Annotated in this window: 23 protein-coding genes and 2 tRNA genes; 15 read left to right on the top strand and 10 right to left on the bottom strand. The window is 23.0% G+C overall.

Annotated features, from left to right (window positions below):
* Positions 1 to 10: 10 nt before the first annotated feature.
* Genes hisC through hisG form a run of 3 tightly spaced genes read right to left on the bottom strand, consistent with a single transcriptional unit; the run spans position 11 to position 3,282 of the window.
* The gene (gene hisC, locus DM780_RS02055) at positions 11 to 1,129 is read right to left on the bottom strand and encodes a histidinol-phosphate transaminase (protein WP_235611973.1); all 1,119 of its coding nucleotides are present in this window, start codon (positions 1,127 to 1,129) and stop codon (positions 11 to 13) included.
* Positions 1,126 to 2,418, bottom strand: coding sequence for a histidinol dehydrogenase (gene hisD, locus DM780_RS02050; RefSeq protein ID WP_110548792.1), 1,293 nt, complete (start codon positions 2,416 to 2,418; stop codon positions 1,126 to 1,128). The genes hisC and hisD overlap by 4 nt, the downstream gene beginning before the upstream one ends.
* Positions 2,419 to 2,424: 6 nt before the next feature.
* Positions 2,425 to 3,282 (bottom strand): ATP phosphoribosyltransferase, encoded by an 858-nt coding sequence (gene hisG, locus DM780_RS02045; protein ID WP_110548791.1) that lies wholly within the window; start codon positions 3,280 to 3,282, stop codon positions 2,425 to 2,427.
* A 222-nt stretch (positions 3,283 to 3,504) separates the two neighbouring features.
* On the opposite strand from hisG, the gene DM780_RS02040 reads away from it, so the two are divergent.
* Positions 3,505 to 4,278, top strand: coding sequence for an exodeoxyribonuclease III (locus tag DM780_RS02040; protein WP_110548790.1), 774 nt, complete (start codon positions 3,505 to 3,507; stop codon positions 4,276 to 4,278).
* 17 nt (positions 4,279 to 4,295) lie between these two features.
* Here the strand turns inward: DM780_RS02040 and DM780_RS02035 are convergent.
* Positions 4,296 to 4,368, bottom strand: a tRNA-Lys gene (locus DM780_RS02035).
* Positions 4,369 to 4,450: 82 nt separating this feature from the next.
* Here DM780_RS02035 and DM780_RS02030 point away from each other — a divergent pair.
* The 13 genes from DM780_RS02030 (at position 4,451) to DM780_RS01970 (ending at position 19,477) form a co-directional block, all read left to right on the top strand.
* Positions 4,451 to 4,963, top strand: a complete 513-nt coding sequence (locus tag DM780_RS02030; RefSeq protein ID WP_110548789.1) for a shikimate kinase — start codon at positions 4,451 to 4,453, stop codon at positions 4,961 to 4,963.
* A 6-nt stretch (positions 4,964 to 4,969) separates the two neighbouring features.
* Positions 4,970 to 6,310, top strand: a complete 1,341-nt coding sequence (gene tilS / locus DM780_RS02025; RefSeq protein WP_110548788.1) for a tRNA lysidine(34) synthetase TilS — start codon at positions 4,970 to 4,972, stop codon at positions 6,308 to 6,310.
* Between the two features lie 62 nt (positions 6,311 to 6,372).
* Entirely contained in the window at positions 6,373 to 7,437 is a 1,065-nt protein-coding gene (serC, locus tag DM780_RS02020; RefSeq protein WP_110548787.1) for a 3-phosphoserine/phosphohydroxythreonine transaminase, read from the top strand.
* Between the two features lie 2 nt (positions 7,438 to 7,439).
* A complete protein-coding gene (locus DM780_RS02015; RefSeq protein ID WP_110548786.1) occupies positions 7,440 to 8,099 on the top strand; it encodes a YggS family pyridoxal phosphate-dependent enzyme in 660 nt (219 codons plus the stop codon).
* 543 nt (positions 8,100 to 8,642) lie between these two features.
* Entirely contained in the window at positions 8,643 to 10,439 is a 1,797-nt protein-coding gene (locus tag DM780_RS02010) for a putative porin (RefSeq protein WP_161520720.1), read from the top strand.
* Between the two features lie 65 nt (positions 10,440 to 10,504).
* Positions 10,505 to 10,915: a glycine cleavage system protein GcvH gene (gcvH, locus tag DM780_RS02005; protein WP_110548784.1), complete on the top strand. Its 411-nt coding sequence runs from the start codon at positions 10,505 to 10,507 to the stop codon at positions 10,913 to 10,915.
* Positions 10,916 to 10,959: 44 nt separating this feature from the next.
* A complete protein-coding gene (locus DM780_RS02000) occupies positions 10,960 to 13,185 on the top strand; it encodes a heavy metal translocating P-type ATPase (protein ID WP_110548783.1) in 2,226 nt (741 codons plus the stop codon).
* Between the two features lie 23 nt (positions 13,186 to 13,208).
* On the top strand, positions 13,209 to 13,358 hold the full coding sequence (gene ccoS, locus DM780_RS01995) for a cbb3-type cytochrome oxidase assembly protein CcoS (protein WP_110548782.1): 150 nt from the start codon (positions 13,209 to 13,211) through the stop codon (positions 13,356 to 13,358).
* A gap of 15 nt (positions 13,359 to 13,373) precedes the next feature.
* The gene (gene ccoN, locus DM780_RS01990) at positions 13,374 to 15,563 is read left to right on the top strand and encodes a cytochrome-c oxidase, cbb3-type subunit I (protein ID WP_110548781.1); all 2,190 of its coding nucleotides are present in this window, start codon (positions 13,374 to 13,376) and stop codon (positions 15,561 to 15,563) included.
* Between the two features lie 26 nt (positions 15,564 to 15,589).
* On the top strand, positions 15,590 to 15,751 hold the full coding sequence (locus tag DM780_RS01985) for a cytochrome oxidase (protein WP_235611971.1): 162 nt from the start codon (positions 15,590 to 15,592) through the stop codon (positions 15,749 to 15,751).
* Between the two features lie 8 nt (positions 15,752 to 15,759).
* Complete coding sequence (locus tag DM780_RS01980) at positions 15,760 to 16,641, top strand: cbb3-type cytochrome c oxidase N-terminal domain-containing protein (protein ID WP_110548780.1); 882 nt, start codon at positions 15,760 to 15,762, stop codon at positions 16,639 to 16,641.
* 42 nt (positions 16,642 to 16,683) lie between these two features.
* Complete coding sequence (locus DM780_RS01975) at positions 16,684 to 17,136, top strand: FixH family protein (protein WP_110548779.1); 453 nt, start codon at positions 16,684 to 16,686, stop codon at positions 17,134 to 17,136.
* A 61-nt stretch (positions 17,137 to 17,197) separates the two neighbouring features.
* Positions 17,198 to 19,477 (top strand): NADP-dependent malic enzyme, encoded by a 2,280-nt coding sequence (locus tag DM780_RS01970; protein ID WP_110548778.1) that lies wholly within the window; start codon positions 17,198 to 17,200, stop codon positions 19,475 to 19,477.
* Here DM780_RS01970 and murI read toward each other — a convergent pair.
* The 3 genes from murI to DM780_RS01955 all read right to left on the bottom strand — a co-directional run bounded on the left by murI (position 19,464) and on the right by DM780_RS01955 (position 20,711).
* Positions 19,464 to 20,276, bottom strand: coding sequence for a glutamate racemase (murI, locus tag DM780_RS01965; RefSeq protein ID WP_110548777.1), 813 nt, complete (start codon positions 20,274 to 20,276; stop codon positions 19,464 to 19,466). The genes DM780_RS01970 and murI overlap by 14 nt on opposite strands.
* A 90-nt stretch (positions 20,277 to 20,366) precedes the next feature.
* Positions 20,367 to 20,618 carry a 30S ribosomal protein S20 gene (rpsT, locus tag DM780_RS01960; protein WP_110548776.1) on the bottom strand — a complete coding sequence of 84 codons (252 nt, stop codon included), beginning with the start codon at positions 20,616 to 20,618 and terminating at the stop codon, positions 20,367 to 20,369.
* A 21-nt stretch (positions 20,619 to 20,639) separates the two neighbouring features.
* Positions 20,640 to 20,711, bottom strand: a tRNA-Glu gene (locus DM780_RS01955).
* A gap of 90 nt (positions 20,712 to 20,801) precedes the next feature.
* On the opposite strand from DM780_RS01955, the gene DM780_RS01950 reads away from it, so the two are divergent.
* Positions 20,802 to 21,410, top strand: coding sequence for a C40 family peptidase (locus DM780_RS01950; RefSeq protein ID WP_235611969.1), 609 nt, complete (start codon positions 20,802 to 20,804; stop codon positions 21,408 to 21,410).
* Here the strand turns inward: DM780_RS01950 and DM780_RS01945 are convergent.
* From DM780_RS01945 to DM780_RS01935, 3 genes are read right to left on the bottom strand one after another with little or no spacing between them, the layout of a single operon-like run.
* Positions 21,398 to 22,648, bottom strand: a complete 1,251-nt coding sequence (locus tag DM780_RS01945; RefSeq protein WP_110548775.1) for a 3-phosphoshikimate 1-carboxyvinyltransferase — start codon at positions 22,646 to 22,648, stop codon at positions 21,398 to 21,400. The genes DM780_RS01950 and DM780_RS01945 overlap by 13 nt on opposite strands.
* A 5-nt stretch (positions 22,649 to 22,653) precedes the next feature.
* Positions 22,654 to 22,983, bottom strand: coding sequence for a nucleotide pyrophosphohydrolase (locus tag DM780_RS01940; RefSeq protein WP_110548774.1), 330 nt, complete (start codon positions 22,981 to 22,983; stop codon positions 22,654 to 22,656).
* A gap of 7 nt (positions 22,984 to 22,990) precedes the next feature.
* Positions 22,991 to 23,962: a transketolase family protein gene (locus DM780_RS01935; protein ID WP_110548773.1), complete on the bottom strand. Its 972-nt coding sequence runs from the start codon at positions 23,960 to 23,962 to the stop codon at positions 22,991 to 22,993.
* Positions 23,963 to 23,966 lie beyond the last annotated feature (4 nt).

Genomic DNA, 23,966 nt, shown 5'->3' with positions numbered 1-23,966 from the left:
CCTTATATACTTAGGAACATTTTTCGGAATATTTTTTTATTTGATCTATCAAATACTCATTTTCTTCATGAGTACCTACTGTTATTCTTAAACATTCATTACACAAAATGATTTTAGACTGATCTCTAACAATAATGTTTTTATCAACTAAATATTGATAAAGATTTTTTGATGAAAAGGAAATTTTAACTAGTATAAAGTTTGAAGAACTAGGATATACTTTATCTATAATAGGAATTTCTGTTAAAGAGTCTTCCATATATTTTCTTTCTGAAAGTATATTTTTTAAATGATAAAAAAATAAATCCTTATTATTAAGAGCTTGAATAGCTATTTTTTGAGATATTTGACTTACGTTATAGGGAAATTTCACTTTATTCATCCATTGAATAATTTCTTCAGAAGAAATAGCAATTCCTATTCTTAATCCGGCTAAACCCCAAGATTTAGAAAGTGTTTGTAAAATAATTAAATTGGGATATTTTTCTATTTCTAAAGAAAAAGATTTTTTTTCTGAAAAATCAATATAAGCTTCATCTAAAACAACAATACCGGAAAATTTTTTTATGATATTTTCAATATCTTCTTTTTTTATATCATTTCCAGTAGGATTATTTGGAGAACAAATAAAAATGATCCGACTGTATGGATTAACGGCCTTTTTTATTTTTTTCAAATTTAATTGATATTCTTCTTCCGTTAGAAAAACTTTTACAATATCTACTCCATGAATTTTTCCAATAACTTCATACATTCCATATGTAGGAGGAAAAATAATTACATTATCTGTATTTGGACGAGAAAAAATACGATAAATTAAATCAATAATTTCATCACTTCCATTTCCTAAAAAAATTTTGGATGAAGAAATTTTTTTTATTTCTGATATTTTTCTTTTTAATTCTTTTTGCAATGGATCCGGGTATCTATTGTAGGAATTAGAAAATGATAAAGGAGACCCGAAAGAATTTTCATTAGCATCTAGAAATATAGAATTTTTTTCTTGATAAGAATATTCTTCTCTAGCAGATAAATAAGGATCTATTTTTAAAATATTATCTCTGATTAAAGAATTCAAATTAAAATTTGAAAAATCATCTCTATTCATGCATTCACATTCAATATTCATTTTTTTAATCTAATATTAATGGATTTTTTATGTGCTATTAATCCTTCTTCAGAAGACAATACATCAACACATTTTGATAAATTTCGTAATCCTTTCTTGGAAATTTTTTGAAAAGTTATTTTTTTAATAAAACTATCTACAGATACTCCACTATAAGATTTAGCATAACCATATGTAGGAAGTACATGATTAGGACCAGAAGCATAATCCCCAATACTAATTGGAGAATAATTTCCTAAGAATATTGAACCAGCATTTTTTATTTTATTACTCCAATAAATAGCATTATTACAATTAATAATAAGATGTTCTGGAGCAATTTCATTAATCAATTTGATCCCTTTTTCCAAAGAATCAAAAACAATAATTTTGCTTTTTTCAAAAGCCGTTTTCATAATATTTTTTCTATAGGATAGATTAATTAATTGTTTTTTTAATTCACATTTTACTTTTTCTATCCACCAAGATTCATTTATAGTAACTAAAAGAATATAACTTTCCATATCATGTTCTGATTGAGAAAGTAAATCGGAAGCTACATATTCTGGATTAGCTGTATTATCGGCTAATATAACAATTTCTGAAGGACCTGCAGGTATATCAATAGCCACAATTCCGTTTTGAGATACAATTTTTTTAGCTATTGTTACATAAGAATTACCTGGTCCAAATATTTTATAAACTGATGGAATACTTTCTGTTCCATATGCCATGGCAGCTATTGCTTGAGCTCCTCCTATTTTATATATTTGTGTAATACCTAGATATTTAGCTGTGTATAAAATAGATGGATGTATTTCTCCATTTTTATTTGGAGGTGAACATAAAATGATATTTTTACATCCTGCTAACTTACCTGGAATTCCTAACATTAATACAGTAGATAATAAAGGTGCGGATCCTCCAGGTATATAAAAACCTACTTTTTCTATAGGAACTGATTTTCTCCAACAAATAATTCCTGGTAGTACCTCAATTTTAGATTCTTCATGTATTTGTTTTTGATGAAAAAATTTGATATTTTTATATGCTATTTCAATAGATTTTTTTAAACAATTTGAAATTTTTATATTTGCTTTATTAATATCTTCTTCCGTGACTTGAATATATTTAAGATTAAAATTATCATATTTTTTTGTATAGGTTTTTAAGGCTAAATCTCCATATTTTTTTACATTATTTATAATAGGTGTAACTGAATCAGTTAATATAGAAATATCTTTTATAGGTCTTTTTATAATATATTTCCACGTATTGAATGAAGGATGCATATAAATTTGAATATTCATATTATATTAAAGTATAATTTTTTCTATTGGAAGTACTAATATATCTTGTGCTCCAAGTGCTTTTAAATTTTCTATAATCCCCCAAAAATCATTTTCATTTACTACAGAATGTACAGAACTGCATTTTGAATTTGCTAATGGAAGAATAACTGGACTTTTAATTCCTGGAAGATGAGATATTATTTTTTCTAAGTGTTCATTAGAGACGTTTAAAAGAATATATTTATGATTTTTAGCTTTTTTTACAGATCGAATCCGAAATAATAATTTTTTCATTATGATATTTTGTGGTTTTCCTAAATGAAGATTAGATGCTAAAACAGCTTCAGATTGAAGAATTGTTTCTACTTCTTTTAATCCATTCATAAAAAGTGTAGATCCACTACTTACCAAATCACAAATACAATCGGCTAATCCTATTCCAGGAGCAATTTCTACAGCTCCAGAAATTTCGTGAATTTCTGCTTTTATATATTTTTTTTCGAAAAATTCTCTAACCAAAAATGGATAACTTGTAGCGATTCTTTTTCCATTTAAATCATTTATTTCTTTATAAACCAAAGATTTAGGAATTGCAATCGAAAGACGACATTTCCCAAATCCTAAAGTTTCTTTGATTTTTATTTTTTTTCTTTTTTCCAAAAGAACATTTTTTCCAACAATTCCTATATCGGCTACTCCATCTTCTAAATATTGAGGAATATCATCATCACGTAAAAAAAGTATTTCTAGTGGAAAATTAAGAGCTGTTGTTTTTAATTTATCTATTCCAATATTAACCTCTATACTACAATCTTTAAGTAATTTGATGGAGTCGTCATAAAGACGACCTGATTTTTGAATAGCTATTTTAAGTTTATCCATTTTATATAATAGGAAGGAATAATATATTATAATAATAGTAAAAGCTTACAAAATAGTAAGCTTTTACAGTAATTTTTATTTTTATCTATAGATTTGATGAGCAAATATAAAAAACTATTTTGAATATTCTTTAACCTTTTCGAACACTATTTTTTTTTATTCATTATTTAATAATTATTAGAAATTGAATGATTATTTTTAGTAAATTTTTTTTTATGGAATATGAAAATTATTAGTTATAATATTAATGGAATTAGATCTGGAATAAATAAAGGTTTATCCAATTGGATTGAAATAAATCAACCCGATATTTTATGTTTTCAAGAAATAAAAGCTTTTCCGGAACAAATAGATACCAGTATATTTGATAATTTGGGTTATTACCATTATTGGTATCCTTCAACAAAAAGAAAAGGATATAGTGGAGTAGGTATTTTATGTAAAAAAGAACCCAAATATATAGAATATGGAATAGGAATTGATTCTATCGATCAAGAAGGAAGAATATTACGAATAGATTTTAAAAAAATATCCGTGATAAATATTTATATTCCCTCAGGAATAGATATGGCAAATAGATTAAATTTTAAATTTTATTTTATGGATAATTTCATTTTTTATATAGAAAAAATGAAAAAAAAATTAAAAAATCTTATTATTTGTGGAGATTATAATATTTGTCATAAAAAAATAGATATTCATGATCCTATAAAAAATCATAAAAATTCAGGTTTTTTGCCAAAAGAAAGAAAATGGATGAGTGATTTTTTAAATTTAGGGTTTATAGATAGTTTTAGAAACTATGTTAAAGAATCTAAAAATTATAGTTGGTGGAGTTATCGTTATAATTCAAAAAAAAATAATAAAGGTTGGAGAATTGATTATATAATGGTTAGCAGTTCTTTAAACAAAAAAATGATTAATGCATATTTATTACCTGAAATAAAATATTCGGATCATTGTCCAACTGTATTAGAAATAGAAATAAATAAATGATGTAATGAATGAAATAATGACCTGACTGGGATTCGAACCCAGGACCCTTACATTAAAAGTGTAATGCTCTGCCAGCTGAGCTATCAGGTCTGAATTCTATATATTTGTATTCTATCTATGTATTTTTTTTTATTATTATAAACAAATATACTATTATAAATTTTATATTTTCATGAAAGTAACTTTGATTGGATATATGGGTTGTGGGAAAACTTCTATAGGAAAAATTTTATCCGAAAAATTGAAATTTTTTTTTTATGATTTAGATTCTATGATAGTTCAAAAAAAAAAGAATTCTATTTATAATATTTTTAAAAAAAATGGAGAAACTTTTTTTAGAAAAATAGAACATTTAATGCTAAAAAAATTTTTAAAAAAACATAAACAATATATTTTATCTGTTGGTGGAGGGACACCTTGTTATTATAACAATATTTATTTATTAAATAAATATTCGAAAACATTTTATCTAAAAACCAATATTTATACATTATATAAAAGGCTATATATAGAGAAAAAAAATCGACCGATTATATCTCATTTATCTAAAAATGAATTATTTATATTTATTATGAAGCATTTTTCAAATAGAATTTTTTTTTATGAAAAATCTTCTAAAATAATTGACATTACTGGAAAATCCAAAAAAAAAATAATTAAGGAAATTATAAATCATATTGAATAGTTATTTATGGAATATAAATTATATGATCCTTTATTTTTAGAAAAATTAATAAAAGATTTTTCAATTGAAAATAAAAATATTTGTGTTGCTGTAAGCGGAGGATTAGATAGTATGGTACTTATCAATTTATTACTTCATATTTCTTTTAATCTTAAAATAACATTAAGTGTAGCTCATTGTAATTTTTCCTTAAGGAATAAAGAATCTAATGAAGATGAATATTTTGTCAGAAATTTTTGTGTAAAAAAAAATATTTCATATCATATTAAACGATTTAATACTTTTGATTTTTCTAAAAAAAAAAAAATATCTATACAAATGGCTGCTAGAAAACTTAGATATGATTGGTTTGAAGAATTATTAGAAATAAATTCATATGAATATATAGCTTTAGGGCATCATTTTAACGATTCTATTGAAACCTTTTTTATTAATATGATGAGAGGAACAGGAATTAAAGGATTGTTAGGAATACCTATAAAAAACAAAAAATTTATTCGTCCTCTTTCTGGTTTTACTAAAAAAGAAATTTTACATTATGCTAAAATAAAAAATATCCAATGGAGATTAGATAGCAGTAATAAAGAGTATAAATATTTAAGAAATAAAATTCGCTTAATAACATCTACTTTTTCTAATTCTTTTTATAAGGGTGTAAAAAAAAGTATGGAATATCTTTATAAGGAAAATTTTTTTATAGAGATAGAGATAAAAAAAATCAATAAAGAGATTACAGTAGAAAAAAAAAGTAATCCATTTTTATGGAAGATAGAATGCGAAAAAATAAAAAATTTACAACCATTATCATTTTATTTATTTAAGTTATTTTTTCCATATGGATTTTCTAATATAGAAAATTTAAAACATCTTATTCATGCACAATCTGGAAAACAATTAATTTCAAAAAGATATCGTATTATTAAAAATAGGAATTATTGGATTTTAATAGAAAATCATTTTTTTGATAAAAAAGATAAGGGATACGTTATACAGGATATAAAATTTGAAAATTTAAAATATTTACCTATTGATATACAATTTATTATAAACCCTTCACCAAAAGAAAAAAATACGAAAAATATGTCATTCATAGATTTTGATAAAATTGAATTTCCTTTAGAATTAAGAACATGGAAAAAAGGAGATTACTTTTTTCCTTTAAACATGAAAGGTAAAAAAAAATTAAGTAAATATTATAAAGAAAAAAAATTTTCTCTTTTGGAAAAGAAACAAATATGGTTATTGATTAATGGAAATGGAGATATTATTTTGGTTATAGGAAATCGATTAGATGATAGATTCAAAGTAACAAAAACAACAAAAAAAATATTAGGAATAAAGATATAATTTGGTTATTATATTAGTATTTTTTTTAATTTTGGAAAAGAATTAGTTATTTTATTCATGATATGAAAATACATAATTTTAATGCTGGTCCTTCTATTTTACCAAAACAAGTTATTAAAAAATCAGTTAAAGCTGTAATTAATTATAATCAATATGGATTATCTTTGCTTGAAATATCTCATAGGAGTAAAGATTTTGAAGAAATATTGGAAAAAACTACTAATTTGGTAAAAAAATTGATGAATTTAAATGAAGATTATGCAGTTTTATTTCTTCAAGGAGGTGCTACATTACAATTTACCATGGTACCATATAATTTAATGCAAAAAGAAGCAGCTTATTTAGATACAGGAATATGGGCTAATAATGCTATTGAAGAAGCGAAAAAAATAGGAAAAGTAAGAATACTTTTTTCTGGAAAAAAAAAAAAATATGTCCATATATCTAAAAATTATAAAATTCCAGATAAAGTAGATTATTTTCATTGTACTTCAAATAATACTATTGTTGGAACACAAATGAAAATATTTCCTAATACTTCTGTACCAATAATTTGTGATATGTCTTCTGATATTTTTAGTAGAAAATTGAATTTTTGTAAATTTGGATTAATCTATGCTTCTGCACAAAAAAATGTAAGTTCGGCAGGAATGACTATTGTTATAATAAAAAAAGATATTTTAATAAAAACTCAAAGAAATATACCTTCTTATCTAGACTATAAAATTCATATTAAAAATAAAAGTATTTTCAATACACCAAATGTATTTTCTATTTATACTTCTATGTTAACTTTAGAATGGATAAAAAATAAAGGAGGAATTTCTATTTTAGAAAAAGAAAATAAAGAAAAATCTAAATTATTATATGATGAAATAGATAGAAATAATCTATTTGAAAATAAAATTTATAAGGAAGATCGTTCTAATATGAATATTACCTTTTTTTTAAAAAAAAAAAATCTAAAAAAAAAATTTGATGATATGTGGAAAAAAGAAAATATTATTGGATTAGAAGGTCATAGAGTTTTAGGTGGATATCGTGCTAGTATATATAATGCGATGCCATTAGAAAGTGTACAGGTTTTAATTGATTTAATGAAAGAATTTGACAGAATATTTTCATAAAAATGAAAACAATCGAATATCGTATTTTTTCCATAAAAAAATCAATACCAAAAAATATAAAAATTTTAGCAGTATCTAAAAATCAAGATATTTTTTCTATAAAAAAAGTTTATCAAACAGGACATAGAGATTTTGGAGAAAATTATATTCAAGAAATGATCCTAAAATATAAAAAATTACCAAAGGATATTCGTTGGCATATGATTGGTAGAATTCAAAGTAATAAATTAAAATATATAATTCCTTTTATTAATTTAATTCATAGTGTTCAAAAAATTGAACATCTTAAAATAATAAATAAAGAAGCACTAAAATATAATCGGATTATAAACTGTTTATTGCAAATAAAAATTTGTAATGAAAAAAATAAATCCGGAATTACTCCTAAAGAAGTTCATGAAATTTTGGAAAATGATCATTATAAAAATATGAAAAATGTAAAAATTATTGGACTAATGGGAATGGCTACTTTTCATGGATCTATTCAAAAAATCCATCATGAATTTGATTATTTAAATAAAATATATAATGAATGTAAAAATAAATATAAATATTCTGTACTTTCCATGGGAATGAGTAGAGATTATCCTATAGCTATAGAATGTGGTAGTACACTTATTCGATTAGGAACATTTTTTTTTGGGAAAAAAAATGTCCAATAATCAATAGAATATATTTGATATTTTTTTTTCAATCTTTATTTTTTATTAAATGATTCAATAAAGGTAATTTTAATTATTCATCCATTTTCATATTATTAAAAAAAATAGAGTAATTTTAACTTTTTTAAAGTTTTGAAAAAAAATTTATTATTAAAACTGAAATATTTCATCTATCATTTAGAATAATTTTTTTCATAACATAAAAAAAAATTAAGATATAAAATACAATTCTATTGGAGTAGTCCTATCATCTAAAATTTTTTATGAATAGTTATAAAAATAAATTTGAATATAATTTATAATATTTTTACTATATGATATTTACTACATAATAATAAATAAATTTTTCTTAAGAAATATTTTATAATATATAGTATAATAATTGGAATAAAATAATTTTAAGAATCTTATACACTAACTAAAATTAATAAAATTAGTAACTATATAAATTTTATTATTATGAAAATATTTATCTTTTATTTTTTATTTTTTATATTATTTTATATTTCTTTTTCTGTAAAATCTATGGAAAAAGAAAATATAATGCAAAAAAAAATTTGGGGTATTTATAATCCTATTTCTAAAGATTATAAATATTGGACAGAAGATAATAAAAAAAAAAGAAATTTAGATACAAATTCTTTTTCTATAGAAAAAGAATTTTCTCATAATTTTTTTCGAAAGGATAATTTTGGTTTTTTTAAACTTAAAGAAAAAGATTTAATTATTCCTAATTCTGATACAGAAAAAAATTTTTTATCGTATTGTAATACAATTTTTTTTAATAAAAATTATCTTCCTAAAATGTATTTTTTAAATGATATTTTTTTCTCTCGTGAAAAGATTAGATACTTTGACGTAAAAACTCCAATATCAGAAATTTTTTATATAAAAAATTCTTTTCAAGAAAAAATACTAAGTGGTTTATTTAGTCAAAGTCCTAATCAAAAAATGAATTATTCTATAGAATATAAAAATATTTTTTCTGAAGAAGAATCAAATATAAATTTAAAAAAATATCATAATTTATTCTTAAGTACATTTAATTATAAATATTCTGATTCTTCTCATGATAAATTAATATGGGGACATTTTTTATATCAAAATTTTTATATAAAAAAAAAAAGTAAAATTCCTTTTTGGAAAAAAACGGATAATTCAAATTTTTTTTTTGATAAAAAAAATCTTTTTCATAAAAGATTATACATAAGTTTTTTTCAAAATATTTCCCCTTCATGGATTAAATCTACCCATAGAGAAAGATCAATTTTTTTAATAGAAAAAATGGAATATTCCAAATATTTAAAATATTTTTTTGATTCTAAAGAAAAATTTCAAAATAATAGGATCAATTTATCATATTTAAAAAATGAATCTTCTTTAATTTTTGAAATTAAAAAAAAATTAAATATAGAAATAGGTGCTATTCATGATCAAATACATTATCAATTATTTTCAAATTATTTATTTGATCCAGTTTATGAAAATGAAAAGAAAAATTTAAATTTTAATAAAATATATTTAGAAACAAAAATTAATTATTTCATTAATAATATATTTAAAATTAATTCCTATGCGAAATGGTTGATATCTAAAAATTATTTACAAATATCTACTCAATTGGATACCAATTTATGGTCAAAATTTCAGTTTTTAATCAAATTTAATATCAATAATAATATTTCTTCTGATTTTATCAATTTTTATATGTTTCAAAAAAATGGAAATTGTTATAATAATCAACAATACAATAATGAAATATTATATATAAAATCAATTAATTTTTCTCTTTTTTCAAAAAAAAAGTTGAACATTTTTTTTAATATATATGATATTAACCGTCTTAATCAAAATAATAATCCAAATCTATTATATTGGAAATATATACGTACCTGGAATTTAAAAATTAAAATAATTCATGATATATGGAAATTTCATATTAATAATCTGGTTTTATTCCAAAATCAAAAATCTGATCAATTAAATTTTTCCATTCCAAATTTTCTTTCAAAAAATACAATATCTTACGAAGATAGTTTTTTTAATAAAGCGTTATTAGTGCAAACTGGATTTTCTATTAATTATTTTAATAAATATTTTCATCAATATTTTTCATATCCCTTTGATTTATTTTCTTTTTATTTAGAAAATGAATGTTTTCCTACAAAAATTGGAGGGGTACCTTTTATAGATTATTTTTTAAATTTTAAAATATTTAGAACTATTTTTTATAGTAGTATACAAAATATAGGATTTTATCATAATAAAAAAAATATTTTTAATCATAAAAATAAAGATTCCTTTTTTCAAGTAGGAATATTATGGAACCTTTTCACTTAATTCGATTAATTAATTTTTATTTTTAAAATTTGTAATTTTTTTAAAAAAAATATTTAATATTTAATATGAACTTCAATAATTTAAAATATAGCAAAAATCATGAATGGATAGGATTATATGGTTTTAATAATGATAATAATAATGAAAATATATATGCAGTAGGAATTACTCATTTTGCTCAAAAGGAGTTAGGAGATATTGTTTATTTAGATATAGAGGAAACTATTATAGGAACAAAAATCAAAGAAGGAAATATCTTTGGAACAATAGAAGCCGTTAAAACTGTTTCCGATTTATTTATGCCAGTTTCAGGAAAAATACTAGAATTCAATAAAATTTTACTATCTAATCCAGAATATTTAAATAAAGATTCTTATAATGAGGGTTGGATACTTAAAATTAAAATATTGAATAAAAAAGAATATGATATCCTGATGTCATTTAAAGAATATAAAAAATATATAGGAGAAAAATAAAAAAGTAAAATTCTAAAATTACAAAAAGATAATAGTCTATAAAAATGAAACAAAATGAAAATTTTAAATTTCTTGATGATGAAAAAATTGCCGAAAAAATAATTGATTTTAAAGATAAAAATATCACTTCCGTTCGTTTTTTTATTCCATCTATTCATTGCAGTTCATGTATCATGATTTTGGAAAATTTATCTAATATTCATAAAAATATAATTGAATCTACTGTTGATTTTCCAAGTAAAATAATTAGAATAATATTCAATCATTCGGGATTAAAATTAAGCTATTTAGCAATTATTCTTGAAAAAACAGGCTATAAACCTTCTATTAATTTTGAATTTTTAGAAAAAAAAAATAAAAAAAAAATATTTGATAGAAAATTAATAGGAAAATTAGCTATTTCTTTTTTTTGTTTTGGGAACATTATGCTTTTAGCTATTCCAGAATATGTAGGATCTCATGAAGATATATGGTATTTAGAAAATCGTAATTTTTTTCGTTATTTAATGTTAATTCTTTCGTTACCTATTGTATTATTTTCTTTCACAGATCATATAAAATATGCTATTTTAGGATTTAAAAAACATATTATTAATATGGATATTCCTATTTCTATTGGAATATTAGTTCTTTTTTCATGGAGTTGTTATGAAGTATTTTTTGATTTAGGATCTGGATATTTTGATAGTTTATCTGGATTTTCCTTTTTTTTACTTATTAGTAAAATATTCCAAATTCATACTCATAATAAAATATTTTCTTTTGAAAAAAGTTATAAATCCTTTTATCCTATTTCAATATCAAAAATTAAAAAAAATAATAAAGAAGAAAATATTTTACTTTTTTCCTTAAAAAAAGGAGATCATATTATAATTAGAAATGAAGAAATTATTCCTGTAGATTCTATATTAATAAAAGGATCTGCATTATTAGATAATAGTTTTCTTACAGGAGAATCTTATTTAAGAAAAAAAAAAATAGGAGAACGAATTTATGCTGGATCTAAACAAAAGGGGGAAGCTATCTATTTAAAAGTAATCAAAGATGTAGATCAAAGCTATTTAAGTTTATTATGGAATAATAAAAAATTTCGTAAAAATAAAAAAAATTTTCATTTAAATTCAATAACTAATCAATTTAGTAAATATTTTACTCCTATTGTTTTAATCATTTCTATAATAACTGGAATATATTGGTATTTTATTAATGTATCAAAAATTTTTCAAACTGTTTTTTCCGTATTAATTATTACTTGTCCTTGTGCTGTAGTTCTTTCAACTCCATTTATACTTGGAAATTTTATACGAATATTTTCTAAAAAAGGATTTTATGTAAAAGATATTTCAACTATGGAACGAATTTCTAATATAAGTACTTTAATTTTTGATAAAACAGGAACTATTACAGATCAAAATAAAGAAAAAATTTCTTTTATTGGTCCATATCTTAAATGTAAAGAAAAAAAAATGATTTCCTCTTTATTAAGAAATTCAATTCATCCATTAAGTAAAAAGATTTTTTCAGAATTATCTATCAATAAATTTTATCCTATAAAAAATTTTAGAGAAATAATAGGTTATGGTATAGAAGGAATTATAAATAAAGTTCCAGTTAAAATTGGATCTTCCAAATATATAGGAATTACAATAAATAATCATCAAGGAACTTCAGTTGCTATTTCTATAAATAAAAAATTCATAGGTTATTTTTTATTTAGAAATTATTATAGAAAAGGAATAGAACAAATATTCCAAAATCTAAAAAAAAAATATAAAATCATTATTCTTTCTGGTGATAATAATAAATTAGAAAAAAAATATTTAGAATCGATTTTACCAAAATCTAGTAAAATTATTTTTAATCAAAATCCAGAAAACAAACTAGATTATGTAAAAAAAATACAAAAAAATGGAGAAAAAGTAATGATGATTGGAGATGGTATTAATGATTCTTCTGCATTAAATCAAAGTGAAGTCGGCGTTTCAATATCAGAAAATCCAAGTAGTTTCTTTCCTAATTGTGATGCTTTTATTCAATCTAATTATTTGAGTAAAATTTTTTTATTTCTAAAAATATCCAGAATATCAATCAAATTGATTATTGTAAATTTTATGATTAGTGTATTTTACAATTGTATAGGAATTATATTTGCTATAACCGGTTTTTTAACCCCTTTTATTGCAGCAATTTTAATGCCTTTAAGTTCTTTATCCGTAATTGTTTTTTCTCTATTATCTACTTGGATAGTTTCACGAAGATTTTTATCTTAGATAAATAAAAAATTATTTTTTTTATGGATGTATTAATTATAATGATATTATCTAGTATTTCTTTAGGAGCAATTTTTCTTATAATTTTTTTAATTAGTCTTTATTATGGTCAATTTGATAATTATGAATCTCATAAAATTAGAATTTTAATAGATAATCATAAAAAAAAATAATAATTCTATATTATTATGAAAATAGAAACATATTACTACAATAATCGTATTGTAAAAGCTTTTCTATATGCTACAATATTTTGGGCAATTATTGGATTTTTTGCTGGATTAGTTATTTCTCTCTTATTATTTTATCCTGAATTGCCTGATTTTCTATTAGGAAGTAAACTGAAAAATTCTCAAGGAATATTTGGATTTGGTCGTTGGAGAATGTTACATACTAGTACAGTAGTATTTGCTTTTGTTGGAAATATTATTTTTACAGGATCTTACTATTCTTTACAACGATTATTAAAAACTAGAATATTTAGTGATTATCTTAGTTGGATTCACTTTTGGGGATGGCAAATTTTTATTATTTCTACTTGGATTACTTTTTTGTTAGGAATAAATACTAGTAAGGAATATGCGGAACATGAATGGCCTATAGATATAGGAATTTTTTTTATTTGGATGATTTATGGAATTAATATGATAGGAAGCATTTTAAAAAGAAAAATTAAACATTTATATGTCAGTATTTGGTTTTTTTTAGGAACATGGGTAGCCGTAGCTATGTTACACATCTTTAATAATCTTGAATTACCTATTGATCTTTTTACTTTTAAAAGTTATTCTATATATGCTGGAGTTCAAGATGCTTTAATGCAATGGTGGTATGGACATAATGCTGTAGCATTTATTTTAACTACGCCTATACTTGGATTAATGTATTATTTTGTTCCAAAAGCATCTAATCAACCCATTTTTTCTTATAAACTTTCCATTATTCATTTTTGGTCTTTAATATTTATATATATATGGGCGGGACCACATCATCTTATGTATACATCTCTTCCTAATTGGGCTCAAATTTTAGGTACTATTTTTTCAATTATGCTAATTGCTCCTTCTTGGGGTGGTATGTTAAATGGATTATTGACCTTAAGAGGAGATTGGAATAAAGTAAAAAAGGATCCTATTTTAAAATTTTTTTCAGTAGGAATTGTTTGTTATGGAATGGCAACTTTTGAAGGACCTATGTTAGCTACTAAAAAATTAAATTCAATTGCTCATTTTACAGATTGGGTAATTGCTCATGTTCACTTAGGAACTTTAGGTTGGAATGGATTTATGGCTTTTGGAATCATCTATTGGTTAACCAAAAAATTATGGAATACTAAATTATATTCTACATTATTAGCAAATATTCACTTTTGGTTTGGAATATTTGGGATAATATTTTATATTTTTCCACTTTATTTCGGATCTTTATTACAATCTGAAATGTGGAAAAAATTTAATCCTGATGGGACTCTAGTATACAAAAATTTTTTGGATACAGTTTTATCTATTATTCCTTTTTATAAAATAAGATTTATTGGTGGAATCATTTATTTTTTAGGTTTTATTGTAATGATATATAATATTTTTAAAACCATACAAAAAGGATATTTTATTAATAATGAAGAATTTAAAGTAATTCCATTGCATGAAAATAAAATAGAAAAAAAGGAAAAATTTCATAATTGGTTAGAACAAAAACCTATACAATTTGCTATTCTTTCTTTTATTGCTGTAGCTATTGGAGGGTTGATAGAAATAATTCCTACTTTAGTGATAAAATCGAATATTCCCACTATTGATAATGTAAAACCTTATAAGGCACTTGAATTAGAAGGTAGAGATTTATTTGTCCGAGAAGGATGTAATTCCTGTCATAGTGCCCAAGTTCGTCCTTTTCGAGATGAAGTAGTCCGTTATGGAGAATATTCTAAAGCAGGAGAATTTATATATGACCATCCATTTCTTTGGGGATCTAAAAGAACAGGTCCTGATTTAGCTAGAGAAGGTGGTAAAAATCCTAGTTCATGGCATTTCAACCATATGCATAATCCTCGTTCAACCTCTCCTAAATCCATTATGCCAAGATATCCTTGGCTAATTTATAATGAATTGGATAGATCTAATACAGAAAAAAAAATAAAAGCTATGGTAAAATTAGGGGTCCCATATACTTTGGAATATATTCAATATATATATAAGGATATGGATACTCAAGCAAGTAAAATTGTATCTGATATTTATCAGGAATATCCAAGTTTAAAAAAAGAAATAGATAAACAGAGAAAAATAGAAAAAGAAAAATTTATTCCTTTGGAAAAAAGAGAAATAATAGCTCTAATTTCTTATTTACAACGTTTAGGTACGGATATTAAATCTTAATAAAAAAAAAATTGATGATAAATTTTTTGAAACAAAATTTTATAACAGAAAAATATATAGGAATATTTCAATCTATTATGTTAATTTTATTTTTTATCGCTTTTTTATTCATTTTATTTTTAGTTTTTATAAAATCTGAAAAATATTATAAAGAGGTAAGTATAATTCCTTTAGAAGGAAAAAAATAAAAATATTTATGAGATCAAAAATTCCTTCTTTTATTATTATTCCTTTTTTTTTATCCGTTATAATATTCATTCTCTATATTTTTTTAGGAATAGATCATCGTTCGTATATAGTTGATCCAATAACTATATTTTTTTTTATTATTATAACAATATTGTTGTTTATTTTAGATACTATTAATAATTTAATCTATCGAAGAAAATTAAAATTTCTTACAGAAGAAGAAAGACGGAAAATTTTTGAAGAAGATGAAGGTAATTATTTTTATAGACTCTATAAATTTTTATTTAATAATTCCAAAAAAATGAATCAAGGGGTAAAAAAAATAGATCATGGATTTGATGGAATTATAGAATTAGATAATAGATTACCAATGTGGTGGGTTCATCTTTTTTATACTACAATTCTTTTTTCAGCAATTTATTTTTTTTCTTATTTATTCATGGATTTTTCTAATCCTTATAAAGAGTATGAAATAGCTTATAAAAATCAATTAAGAGAAATAGATATTTTTGAGAAAACAACGCCACAAATAACTATAGAAAATGCTTTTTTTAATCCAAAATTGATTGATAGTGGAAAAGCTCTTTTTGAAGAAAATTGTTCTACTTGTCATCAATATGATGGTAGTGGAAATATAGGTCCTAATTTAACAGATGATTATTGGATAAATATAATAGAAAAAGATTTATTTAAGAATATATTTTCCATTATTTGGTATGGAAGTAAAAATAATCCTACTATGCGTGCTTTTGGTCAATCAGGGGAAATTAAAGGAAATGATATTCATAAAATATCTAGTTATGTTTATTTTATAAATAAACTATCAAAAAAACCTATAAAACACAAAGCCCCTCAAGGGAAAAAAAATATGGATTGGAATAAAATTTAATTGATTCAATTTTTATTTTTTTAGTACACATATACATTAATTATGAGAATAAAATTTAGTTGGGAAACAAGTATTATATTAGCTTTTTCCTTTTTTATCATTTTTATCATTTATATTGCGTTTTTCTTTCCTCATGTAGGTAGTCAACTTGTATCCGATAGGTATTATGAAGAAGAACTAAAATATCAAGAAATTATAAATGAGAAAAAAAATGTATTAAAACTTCCTAATAAAATTAAAATATTCATTTTATCTTCTGGAATTAGAATTATTTTTCCAGAAGTTTTAGATAATATTCATGGTTTTTTTACTTTATTAAGATTTTCATCTAAATATTTAGATGTGACTCGGTCTTTTAAAATTTTTAGATCTTCAAGTAAAATATTATTTATTCCTAAAAAAAATTTGAAAAAAGGATGTTATAAACTTATAATTAGATGGAAATCTGATAAAAAAAAATATTTTTTTGAGAAAAATTTATTTTGGTTATCCTAATATTTTTTTGTAAAATTTATTTTTTTTATCTGTTTTCAAAACCATATCAATATTTAGTATAATGAGAAAAGACATAAATAATCTTCGTGAAGAATCTTTAAATTATCATAGTAAATTTCCTTCTGGAAAGATACAAATCTCTCCAACAAAAAAATATAATAGTCAAAAATATTTATCTCTAGCATACTCTCCAGGAGTAGCAGAGCCTTGTAAAGAAATAGCACGTTTTTCTAAAAAAGTATATAAATATACATCTAAAGGGAATCTAGTAGCTGTTATTACTAATGGAACTTCTGTTTTAGGTCTTGGAAATATTGGTGCATTGGCTTCTAAACCTGTAATGGAAGGAAAAGCAATTTTATTTAAAATATTTTCTGGTATTGATGTATTTGATATTGAAATTGATGAATCTGATCCAGAAAAATTTATAAAGATTGTAAAAGCTATTTCTCCAACTTTTGGAGGAATAAATTTAGAAGATATAAAAGCCCCAGAAGCATTTGAAATAGAACGAAGACTTAAATCTGAATTAAATATACCAGTAATGCATGATGATCAACATGGAACGGCTATTATTTCAGGAGCAGCTTTACTTAATTCTATCACTTATGTTGAAAAAAAAATACATAATATAAAAATGGTAATTAATGGAGCAGGAGCTGCGGCTATTTCTTGTGCAAGAATTTATAAACATCTTGGGGTAAAATCTAAAAATATCCTTATGTTTGATAGTAAAGGATTATTACATATTTCACGAAAAGATTTAAATAAAGAAAAAAAAGAATTCGCAGTAAATACTTCCTTTATTAAAAATTTAGAAGAAGCTATTAAAGATTCGGATGTTTTTATAGGTTTATCCATAGGTGGAATATTGACTCCAAATATGTTAAAAAATATGGCAAAGGATCCAATTGTATTTGCTATGGCAAATCCAGATCCTGAAATTGATTATAACTTAGCCATAAAAGTTAGACCAGATGTTATTATAGCTACAGGTAGAAGTGATTATCCTAATCAGGTAAATAATGTATTAGGATTCCCTTATATTTTTAGAGGGGCATTAGATGTTCATGCAAGTATTATCAATGATGAAATGAAATTAGCGGCTGTTCATGCTATTGCAGATTTAGCTAAAGAATCTGTTCCAGAACAAATTAATATTGTTTATAATAAAAAAAATATTTCTTTTGGAAAAGAATACATTATTCCAAAACCTTTTGATAATCGGTTAATTACTCGTGTAGCACCTGCAGTAGCTAAAGCTGCAATGGATTCTGGAGTAGCGAAAAATCCTATTTTAGATTGGAAAAAATATCAAGAAAAACTGCTAGATAGAATGGGATATGAAAATAAAATTCTCAGAATGATTAAAAATAGAGCACGTACAAATCCTAAAAAAGTTATTTTTTGTAATGGAGAAGAATATGAAATACTTAAATCTGTTCAAATTCTTAATGAAGATGGAATTGTTTCTATTCCCATTGTTTTAGGAAATGAAAATCGTATAAAAAGTTTAATAGATACAAATAATTTGAATGTAAAATTACAAATTATAGATCCTGAAAAAGAAGATAATATCAAAAAAGTAGAACATTATGCTCAAATACTTTGGAAAAAAAGGAATAGAAAAGGATTAACTTTATACGAAGCAAAAATACGAATGCGAACAAATGATCATTTTGGAGCAATGATGGTAGACCAAGGAGAAGCAGATGCAATTATTACAGGGTATTCTATGAATTTTTCATTAAGTTTACGAACTTTATTAGAGGTTATCGGAAGATCAGATTCTATTCATAAAATAGCAGGAATGATGATTTTGTTAACTAAACGTGGTCCTTTATTTTTAGCAGATACTTCCGTAATTCCAAATCCAACTAGTGAAGAATTATCAAGAATTGCTCTTATGGCATCTTATGTAGTTAAAGCTTTTGATATTGAACCTCATATAGCAATGTTATCCTTTCAAAATTTTTCATCAAATTCAAAAATTTCTTCTAAAGTATCTCAAGCAGTAGCATTTTTACATAAAAAATATCCTGATTTAATAGTAGATGGTGAATTACAACCTGATTTTGCATTAAATGAATTTTTATTAGCTAGTAAATTTCCTTTTTCTAAACTTATGAAAAAAAAAGCAAATATTTTTATATTTCCAAATCTTGAATCCGGAAATATGACTTATAAGTTTATTAGAGGATTAGGAAATATACCAATTATAGGACCTTTAATATTAGGAATGCGTAAACCAGCACATATCATGCAAATGCAATCAAGTATAGAAGAAATTGTCAATCTTGCAACTTTATGCGTAATAGATGCACAATTTAGAAAAAATTAAGAATATGTTTTTTAAATAAGATTTTTTCTCCAAAATGAATTCGAACTTGTTCTTTAAAAAATGGAGAAATCGAACTAGATGTATAAAAAATTGTATTATTCCGTTTTTTTGGATAAATGCATAATAAATTATTTTCAAATAATTTTTTTTGTATTTCCTGAACTACAATTTTTTGTATATCTATTAAACGAACTTTACCATGATAAAAATTATCTATTTTTTTTTTCAAAAATAAATAATGAGTACAAGCTAATAATAGCGTATCTATTGATTTTATATGATTCAAATAATATTTTATGATAGAATTAATCTTTATTTTTTCCAATCCATTTTCAATTATTGTAGCTAATAAAGGTGTAGATATTTGAGTAATATCTAAATGAGGAAAACATTTTTTAATTTTTTTATGATAAAAATTGGAATTTATGGTAGCAGGAGTGCCCATTATTCCTATTTTTTTAGAAGAAAGAAATATTTTATTTTTTACTATGGGATCTATAACATTAAATATTAATATTTTTTTATAAAAATTTTTTTTAATAAAATATAAAGCATTAGAAGTTATAGAATTACAAGCTATTACTATGGCTTTACATTTTTTTTTATAAAGGAAAGAAACAATTTTTATAGAATTATTTATAATAAATTCTTTAGACTTATTTCCATAAGGCATATTTTTAGTATCTCCAAAATAAATAATACATTCATTAGGCATATAGGTTTTAATTTCTTTAGCTATAAGAATTCCTCCGATCCCAGAATCAAATATTCCTATCGGAGAATAGGGACTAATTCTCATTTTATTGATTTTGAAGAAAAAATTATATTAAAAAAAATAATAATTATATAAACCTATAAAAATAAATTACCATCATTATTTATGATTTTTTTAGGATAAATTATTGATTAATAACTTTTTTCTTAATTTATTTTTTAATCTTGCTGCTTTATTCATATGTATGATATTTTTTTTAGATAATTTATCTATCATAGAAAAAACTTTAGAATACTCTTCCTTTTTTTTTTGTCCTTTTATTAATTTTTTAATAGTAGTTCTTGTACTTTTAAATACATATTTATTACGCAAACGTCTAGTATTATTTTGTCTAATTCTCTTTAATGCCGATGAGTGATTTGCCATAAGAATGATCTAGTATTTTGATAGCCCATAGGGGAATCGAACCCCTCTTTCCAGGATGAAAACCTGACGTCCTAACCAATAGACGAATGGGCCAGAATACAAATTTAATTTTTTTTAAATTTAATACAAGTATTTTACTTACATTTGAGTCTCTAATTATATTATAATTTATTGGAATTTCTTTTGAATAATGGAAAAAAAATAAAAATTATTCCTATTATAAATTCTAAAATTCTTTTATTTTTTGTATTCTATTCTCATTTTTTTTCTATTCCGTTATTATATGGAGATATGGTATATAAAAAAAAGTCTGAAAAAATTTTTTTCAGAAAAAAGAAAGAGAATTTATATTATAATAAAAAAAACTATTTTCAAATTATTAAAAATAAATTTTTTTTAAAAAAGAAAATGGATTTTCTTATTGAAGAAGCTAAAAATTATAGATCTACTCCATATAGATATGGTGGAAATACTAAAGAGGGAATAGATTGTTCAGCTTTCATAAAAAATATTTTTTCATCTTATCAAATTTCATTACCACGTAGATCTTCTAATCAAGCTAAAAAAGGATTTTTAGTTACTCAAAAATATATAGAAAAAGGAGATTTATTATTTTTTGCTACAGGAAAATCTAGAAAAAAAATTAATCATGTAGGAATGGTGATCCATGTAAATCATAATAATATATTTTTTATTCACGCATCTACGTCAGGGGTACTGATTTCTAGATTGTATCAAAAATATTGGAAAAATAAATTTATTACAGCAAGGAGAATTCTTTATTCTTCATAATAATTAATTGAAAAACCTAAATATTGTAAGTCCATCCAAAAATTTGGATATGATTTCTCTACAACTTTTGGTTCCTCTATTTGCAAAGAATAAAATAATCCAAATGAAGAAAAAGCCATAGCCATTCTGTGATCTTGATAAGTTTTTATTCTTATAGAAGAATCCATTTTTTTTGGAAAAAAATCTATTATTTCTAAACAAGAACTTGTAATTTTTATTATTACACCCAATTTTAATAATTCATTTTTTAAAGCTTTCAAACGATCTGTTTCTTTAATTTTTAAAGTTTCTAACCCTTTTAAATAACACTTAATACCAAGAAAAGAACAAGTTACAACAATAGTTTGTGCAAGATCTGGAGTTTTATTTAAATCTAAATTAATGAATCTAGGTAGAGTAAAATTTAATTTTTTATTTAATATTATTTTATTTTTTTCAAAAATGGTAGATATTCCAAAATATTTTTCATAGATGGAAGTAATTTCTCTATCTCCTTGTAAACTTTTATTTTGATAGTAACTTAAAGTTAGATTACTCGTTTTTACAATACTAGACATTGAATAATAATAAGAAGCTGAACTCCAATCGGATTCTATAGAAAAATATTTTTTACCTGTTTTTTTTCCTGGATAAATATGAATTATTTTTTCTTTCCATGATATTTTTATTCCTGCTCTAGTTAATAAATCAAAAGTCATTTTTATATATGGAATTGATGTAATATCTTCTTTTAAATATATTTTTAATCCAATTTTAAATTTGCTAGCTATTAACATTAAAGAACTAATATACTGGCTACTAATTTTAGCATTGATATCTATTTTTCCTCCTATAATTTTCTTACCAATAATTTTTATTGGTGGGTATCCAATTTTTTCTAAATAAATAATTTCCGATCCTAATTTTTTTAAAGCATCTACAAGAATAGATATAGGTCTTTCTTTCATTCTATTGGAACCTGTTAATATGAATTCTTTTCCTTCTTGTATAGATAAATAGGAAGTTAAGAAACGCATAGCAGTTCCTGCATGATGAATGTTTAATATGTTAGAAGTACTATATAAACTTTTTTCTAAAACTTTTGTATCCTCACAGTTAGAAATATTTTCAATATAAATATCATCTTTGTAAATAGCTTTTAAAATTAAAAGACGGTTAGATATACTTTTAGATCCCGTTATAGATATAGAACCGTATAAGCTTTTCCTCTTTTTATTAATTTTGATATAAGAAGGCATATTTTTTATTTTAATTTTTCATTTTTATGATGTCTTTCACCATCTCTTATTTTTTTTTTTTTTAATTTTTTATGAAAAGATTCTTCCAAATCAATTCCAGTTTGATTAGCTAAACAAATTAATATAAACAAAACATCGGATAATTCTTCTCCAAGATCTTCTTTTCCTTTACAATCTTTTTTAAAGGATTGTTCTCCATAATTTCTAGCAATAATTCTAGAAACTTCACCTACTTCTTCAGATAAAAGAATGGTATTAGTTAATATATTAAAATAACGTATTCCATAATTTATAATCCAATTATGAACTAGTTTTTGTATATTTTTAATTTCCAAATTTTTTTTATTGATTCTTTTTTTTTTCTAGTAAAATTTTGACATGATTGATAATAGAATCACGATCAATTTTATATTTTTTTAATAACTCCATTGGTTTACCACTTTCACCAAAAGTATCATTAACAGCAACTAAACTTTGAGGGATGGAAAGTCTTTTAGTAGTAATTACTCTAGCTATACTCTCTCCTAATCCCCCAAAATAATTATGTTCTTCTGCTGTTACAATACATTTTGTTTTATCAATGGAATTTAAAATTAGTTTTTCATCTAATGGTTTTATTGTATGAACATTAATAACTTCACAAGTTATTCCCTCTTTTTCGTATAATATTCTAGATGCTTCTAAAGATTCCCATACTAAATGACCAGTACTTACAATAGTAATATCTTTACCTTCGGTTAGAAGAAGGGCTTTTCCAATTTCAAATATTTGATTTTTATCTGTAAAATTAGCTACAGCAGGCCTTCCAAATCGGAAGTATACTGGACCTACATAGTTGGCTATAGATAAAGTTGCTGCATAAGTTTGGTTATAATCGCAAGTATTAATTACTGTCATTCCAGGAAGCATTTTCATCATTCCAATATCTTCTAAACTTTGATGAGTGGCACCATCTTCACCAAGTGTTAATCCGGAATGAGAAGCACATATTTTCACATTTTTATAAGAATAAGCAATGGATTGACGGATCTGATCATATACACGAGATGTTGCAAAATTTGCAAATGTTCCAGCAAAAGGAATATATTTTCCAATACTTAGGCCCGCAGCTATTCCAATCATATTAGCCTCTGCAATTCCAATTTGAAAAAATCGTTCAGGAAATTCTTTAGAAAAACGATTCATAAATAAAGAACTGGTAAGATCTGCACATAATGCAACTACTTTATTATTTTTTCGACCTAATAAAGTCAAAGCCTTTCCAAATCCTTCTCTGGTTTCTTTGAATCCTTTATTTTCATATATTTTTATCATAATT

The sequence above is a fragment of the Blattabacterium punctulatus genome (genome assembly GCF_003226695.1).
Lineage (GTDB): Bacteria > Bacteroidota > Bacteroidia > Flavobacteriales > Blattabacteriaceae > Blattabacterium > Blattabacterium punctulatus.
Note: the sequence above shows the minus strand (reverse complement) of the source record. Positions and strands in the feature narration are given on the sequence as shown.

What these genes read in the sequence shown, in the direction of transcription:
- ccoN (WP_110548781.1), top strand. Translation starts at nt 13,374, where the DNA reads ATGAAAATAGAAACATATTACTACAATAATCGTATTGTAAAAGCTTTT.
- hisG (WP_110548791.1), bottom strand. Translation starts at nt 3,282, where the DNA reads ATGGATAAACTTAAAATAGCTATTCAAAAATCAGGTCGTCTTTATGAC.
- DM780_RS01970 (WP_110548778.1), top strand. Translation starts at nt 17,198, where the DNA reads ATGAGAAAAGACATAAATAATCTTCGTGAAGAATCTTTAAATTATCAT.
- DM780_RS02040 (WP_110548790.1), top strand. Translation starts at nt 3,505, where the DNA reads ATGAAAATTATTAGTTATAATATTAATGGAATTAGATCTGGAATAAAT.
- DM780_RS02015 (WP_110548786.1), top strand. Translation starts at nt 7,440, where the DNA reads ATGAAAACAATCGAATATCGTATTTTTTCCATAAAAAAATCAATACCA.
- DM780_RS01975 (WP_110548779.1), top strand. Translation starts at nt 16,684, where the DNA reads ATGAGAATAAAATTTAGTTGGGAAACAAGTATTATATTAGCTTTTTCC.
- serC (WP_110548787.1), top strand. Translation starts at nt 6,373, where the DNA reads ATGAAAATACATAATTTTAATGCTGGTCCTTCTATTTTACCAAAACAA.
- rpsT (WP_110548776.1), bottom strand. Translation starts at nt 20,618, where the DNA reads ATGGCAAATCACTCATCGGCATTAAAGAGAATTAGACAAAATAATACT.
- hisD (WP_110548792.1), bottom strand. Translation starts at nt 2,418, where the DNA reads ATGAATATTCAAATTTATATGCATCCTTCATTCAATACGTGGAAATAT.
- hisC (WP_235611973.1), bottom strand. Translation starts at nt 1,129, where the DNA reads ATGAATATTGAATGTGAATGCATGAATAGAGATGATTTTTCAAATTTT.
- DM780_RS02000 (WP_110548783.1), top strand. Translation starts at nt 10,960, where the DNA reads ATGAAACAAAATGAAAATTTTAAATTTCTTGATGATGAAAAAATTGCC.
- ccoS (WP_110548782.1), top strand. Translation starts at nt 13,209, where the DNA reads ATGGATGTATTAATTATAATGATATTATCTAGTATTTCTTTAGGAGCA.
- DM780_RS02010 (WP_161520720.1), top strand. Translation starts at nt 8,643, where the DNA reads ATGCAAAAAAAAATTTGGGGTATTTATAATCCTATTTCTAAAGATTAT.
- DM780_RS01935 (WP_110548773.1), bottom strand. Translation starts at nt 23,962, where the DNA reads ATGATAAAAATATATGAAAATAAAGGATTCAAAGAAACCAGAGAAGGA.
- DM780_RS02030 (WP_110548789.1), top strand. Translation starts at nt 4,451, where the DNA reads ATGAAAGTAACTTTGATTGGATATATGGGTTGTGGGAAAACTTCTATA.
- murI (WP_110548777.1), bottom strand. Translation starts at nt 20,276, where the DNA reads ATGAGAATTAGTCCCTATTCTCCGATAGGAATATTTGATTCTGGGATC.
- tilS (WP_110548788.1), top strand. Translation starts at nt 4,970, where the DNA reads ATGGAATATAAATTATATGATCCTTTATTTTTAGAAAAATTAATAAAA.
- gcvH (WP_110548784.1), top strand. Translation starts at nt 10,505, where the DNA reads ATGAACTTCAATAATTTAAAATATAGCAAAAATCATGAATGGATAGGA.
- DM780_RS01980 (WP_110548780.1), top strand. Translation starts at nt 15,760, where the DNA reads ATGAGATCAAAAATTCCTTCTTTTATTATTATTCCTTTTTTTTTATCC.
- DM780_RS01945 (WP_110548775.1), bottom strand. Translation starts at nt 22,648, where the DNA reads ATGCCTTCTTATATCAAAATTAATAAAAAGAGGAAAAGCTTATACGGT.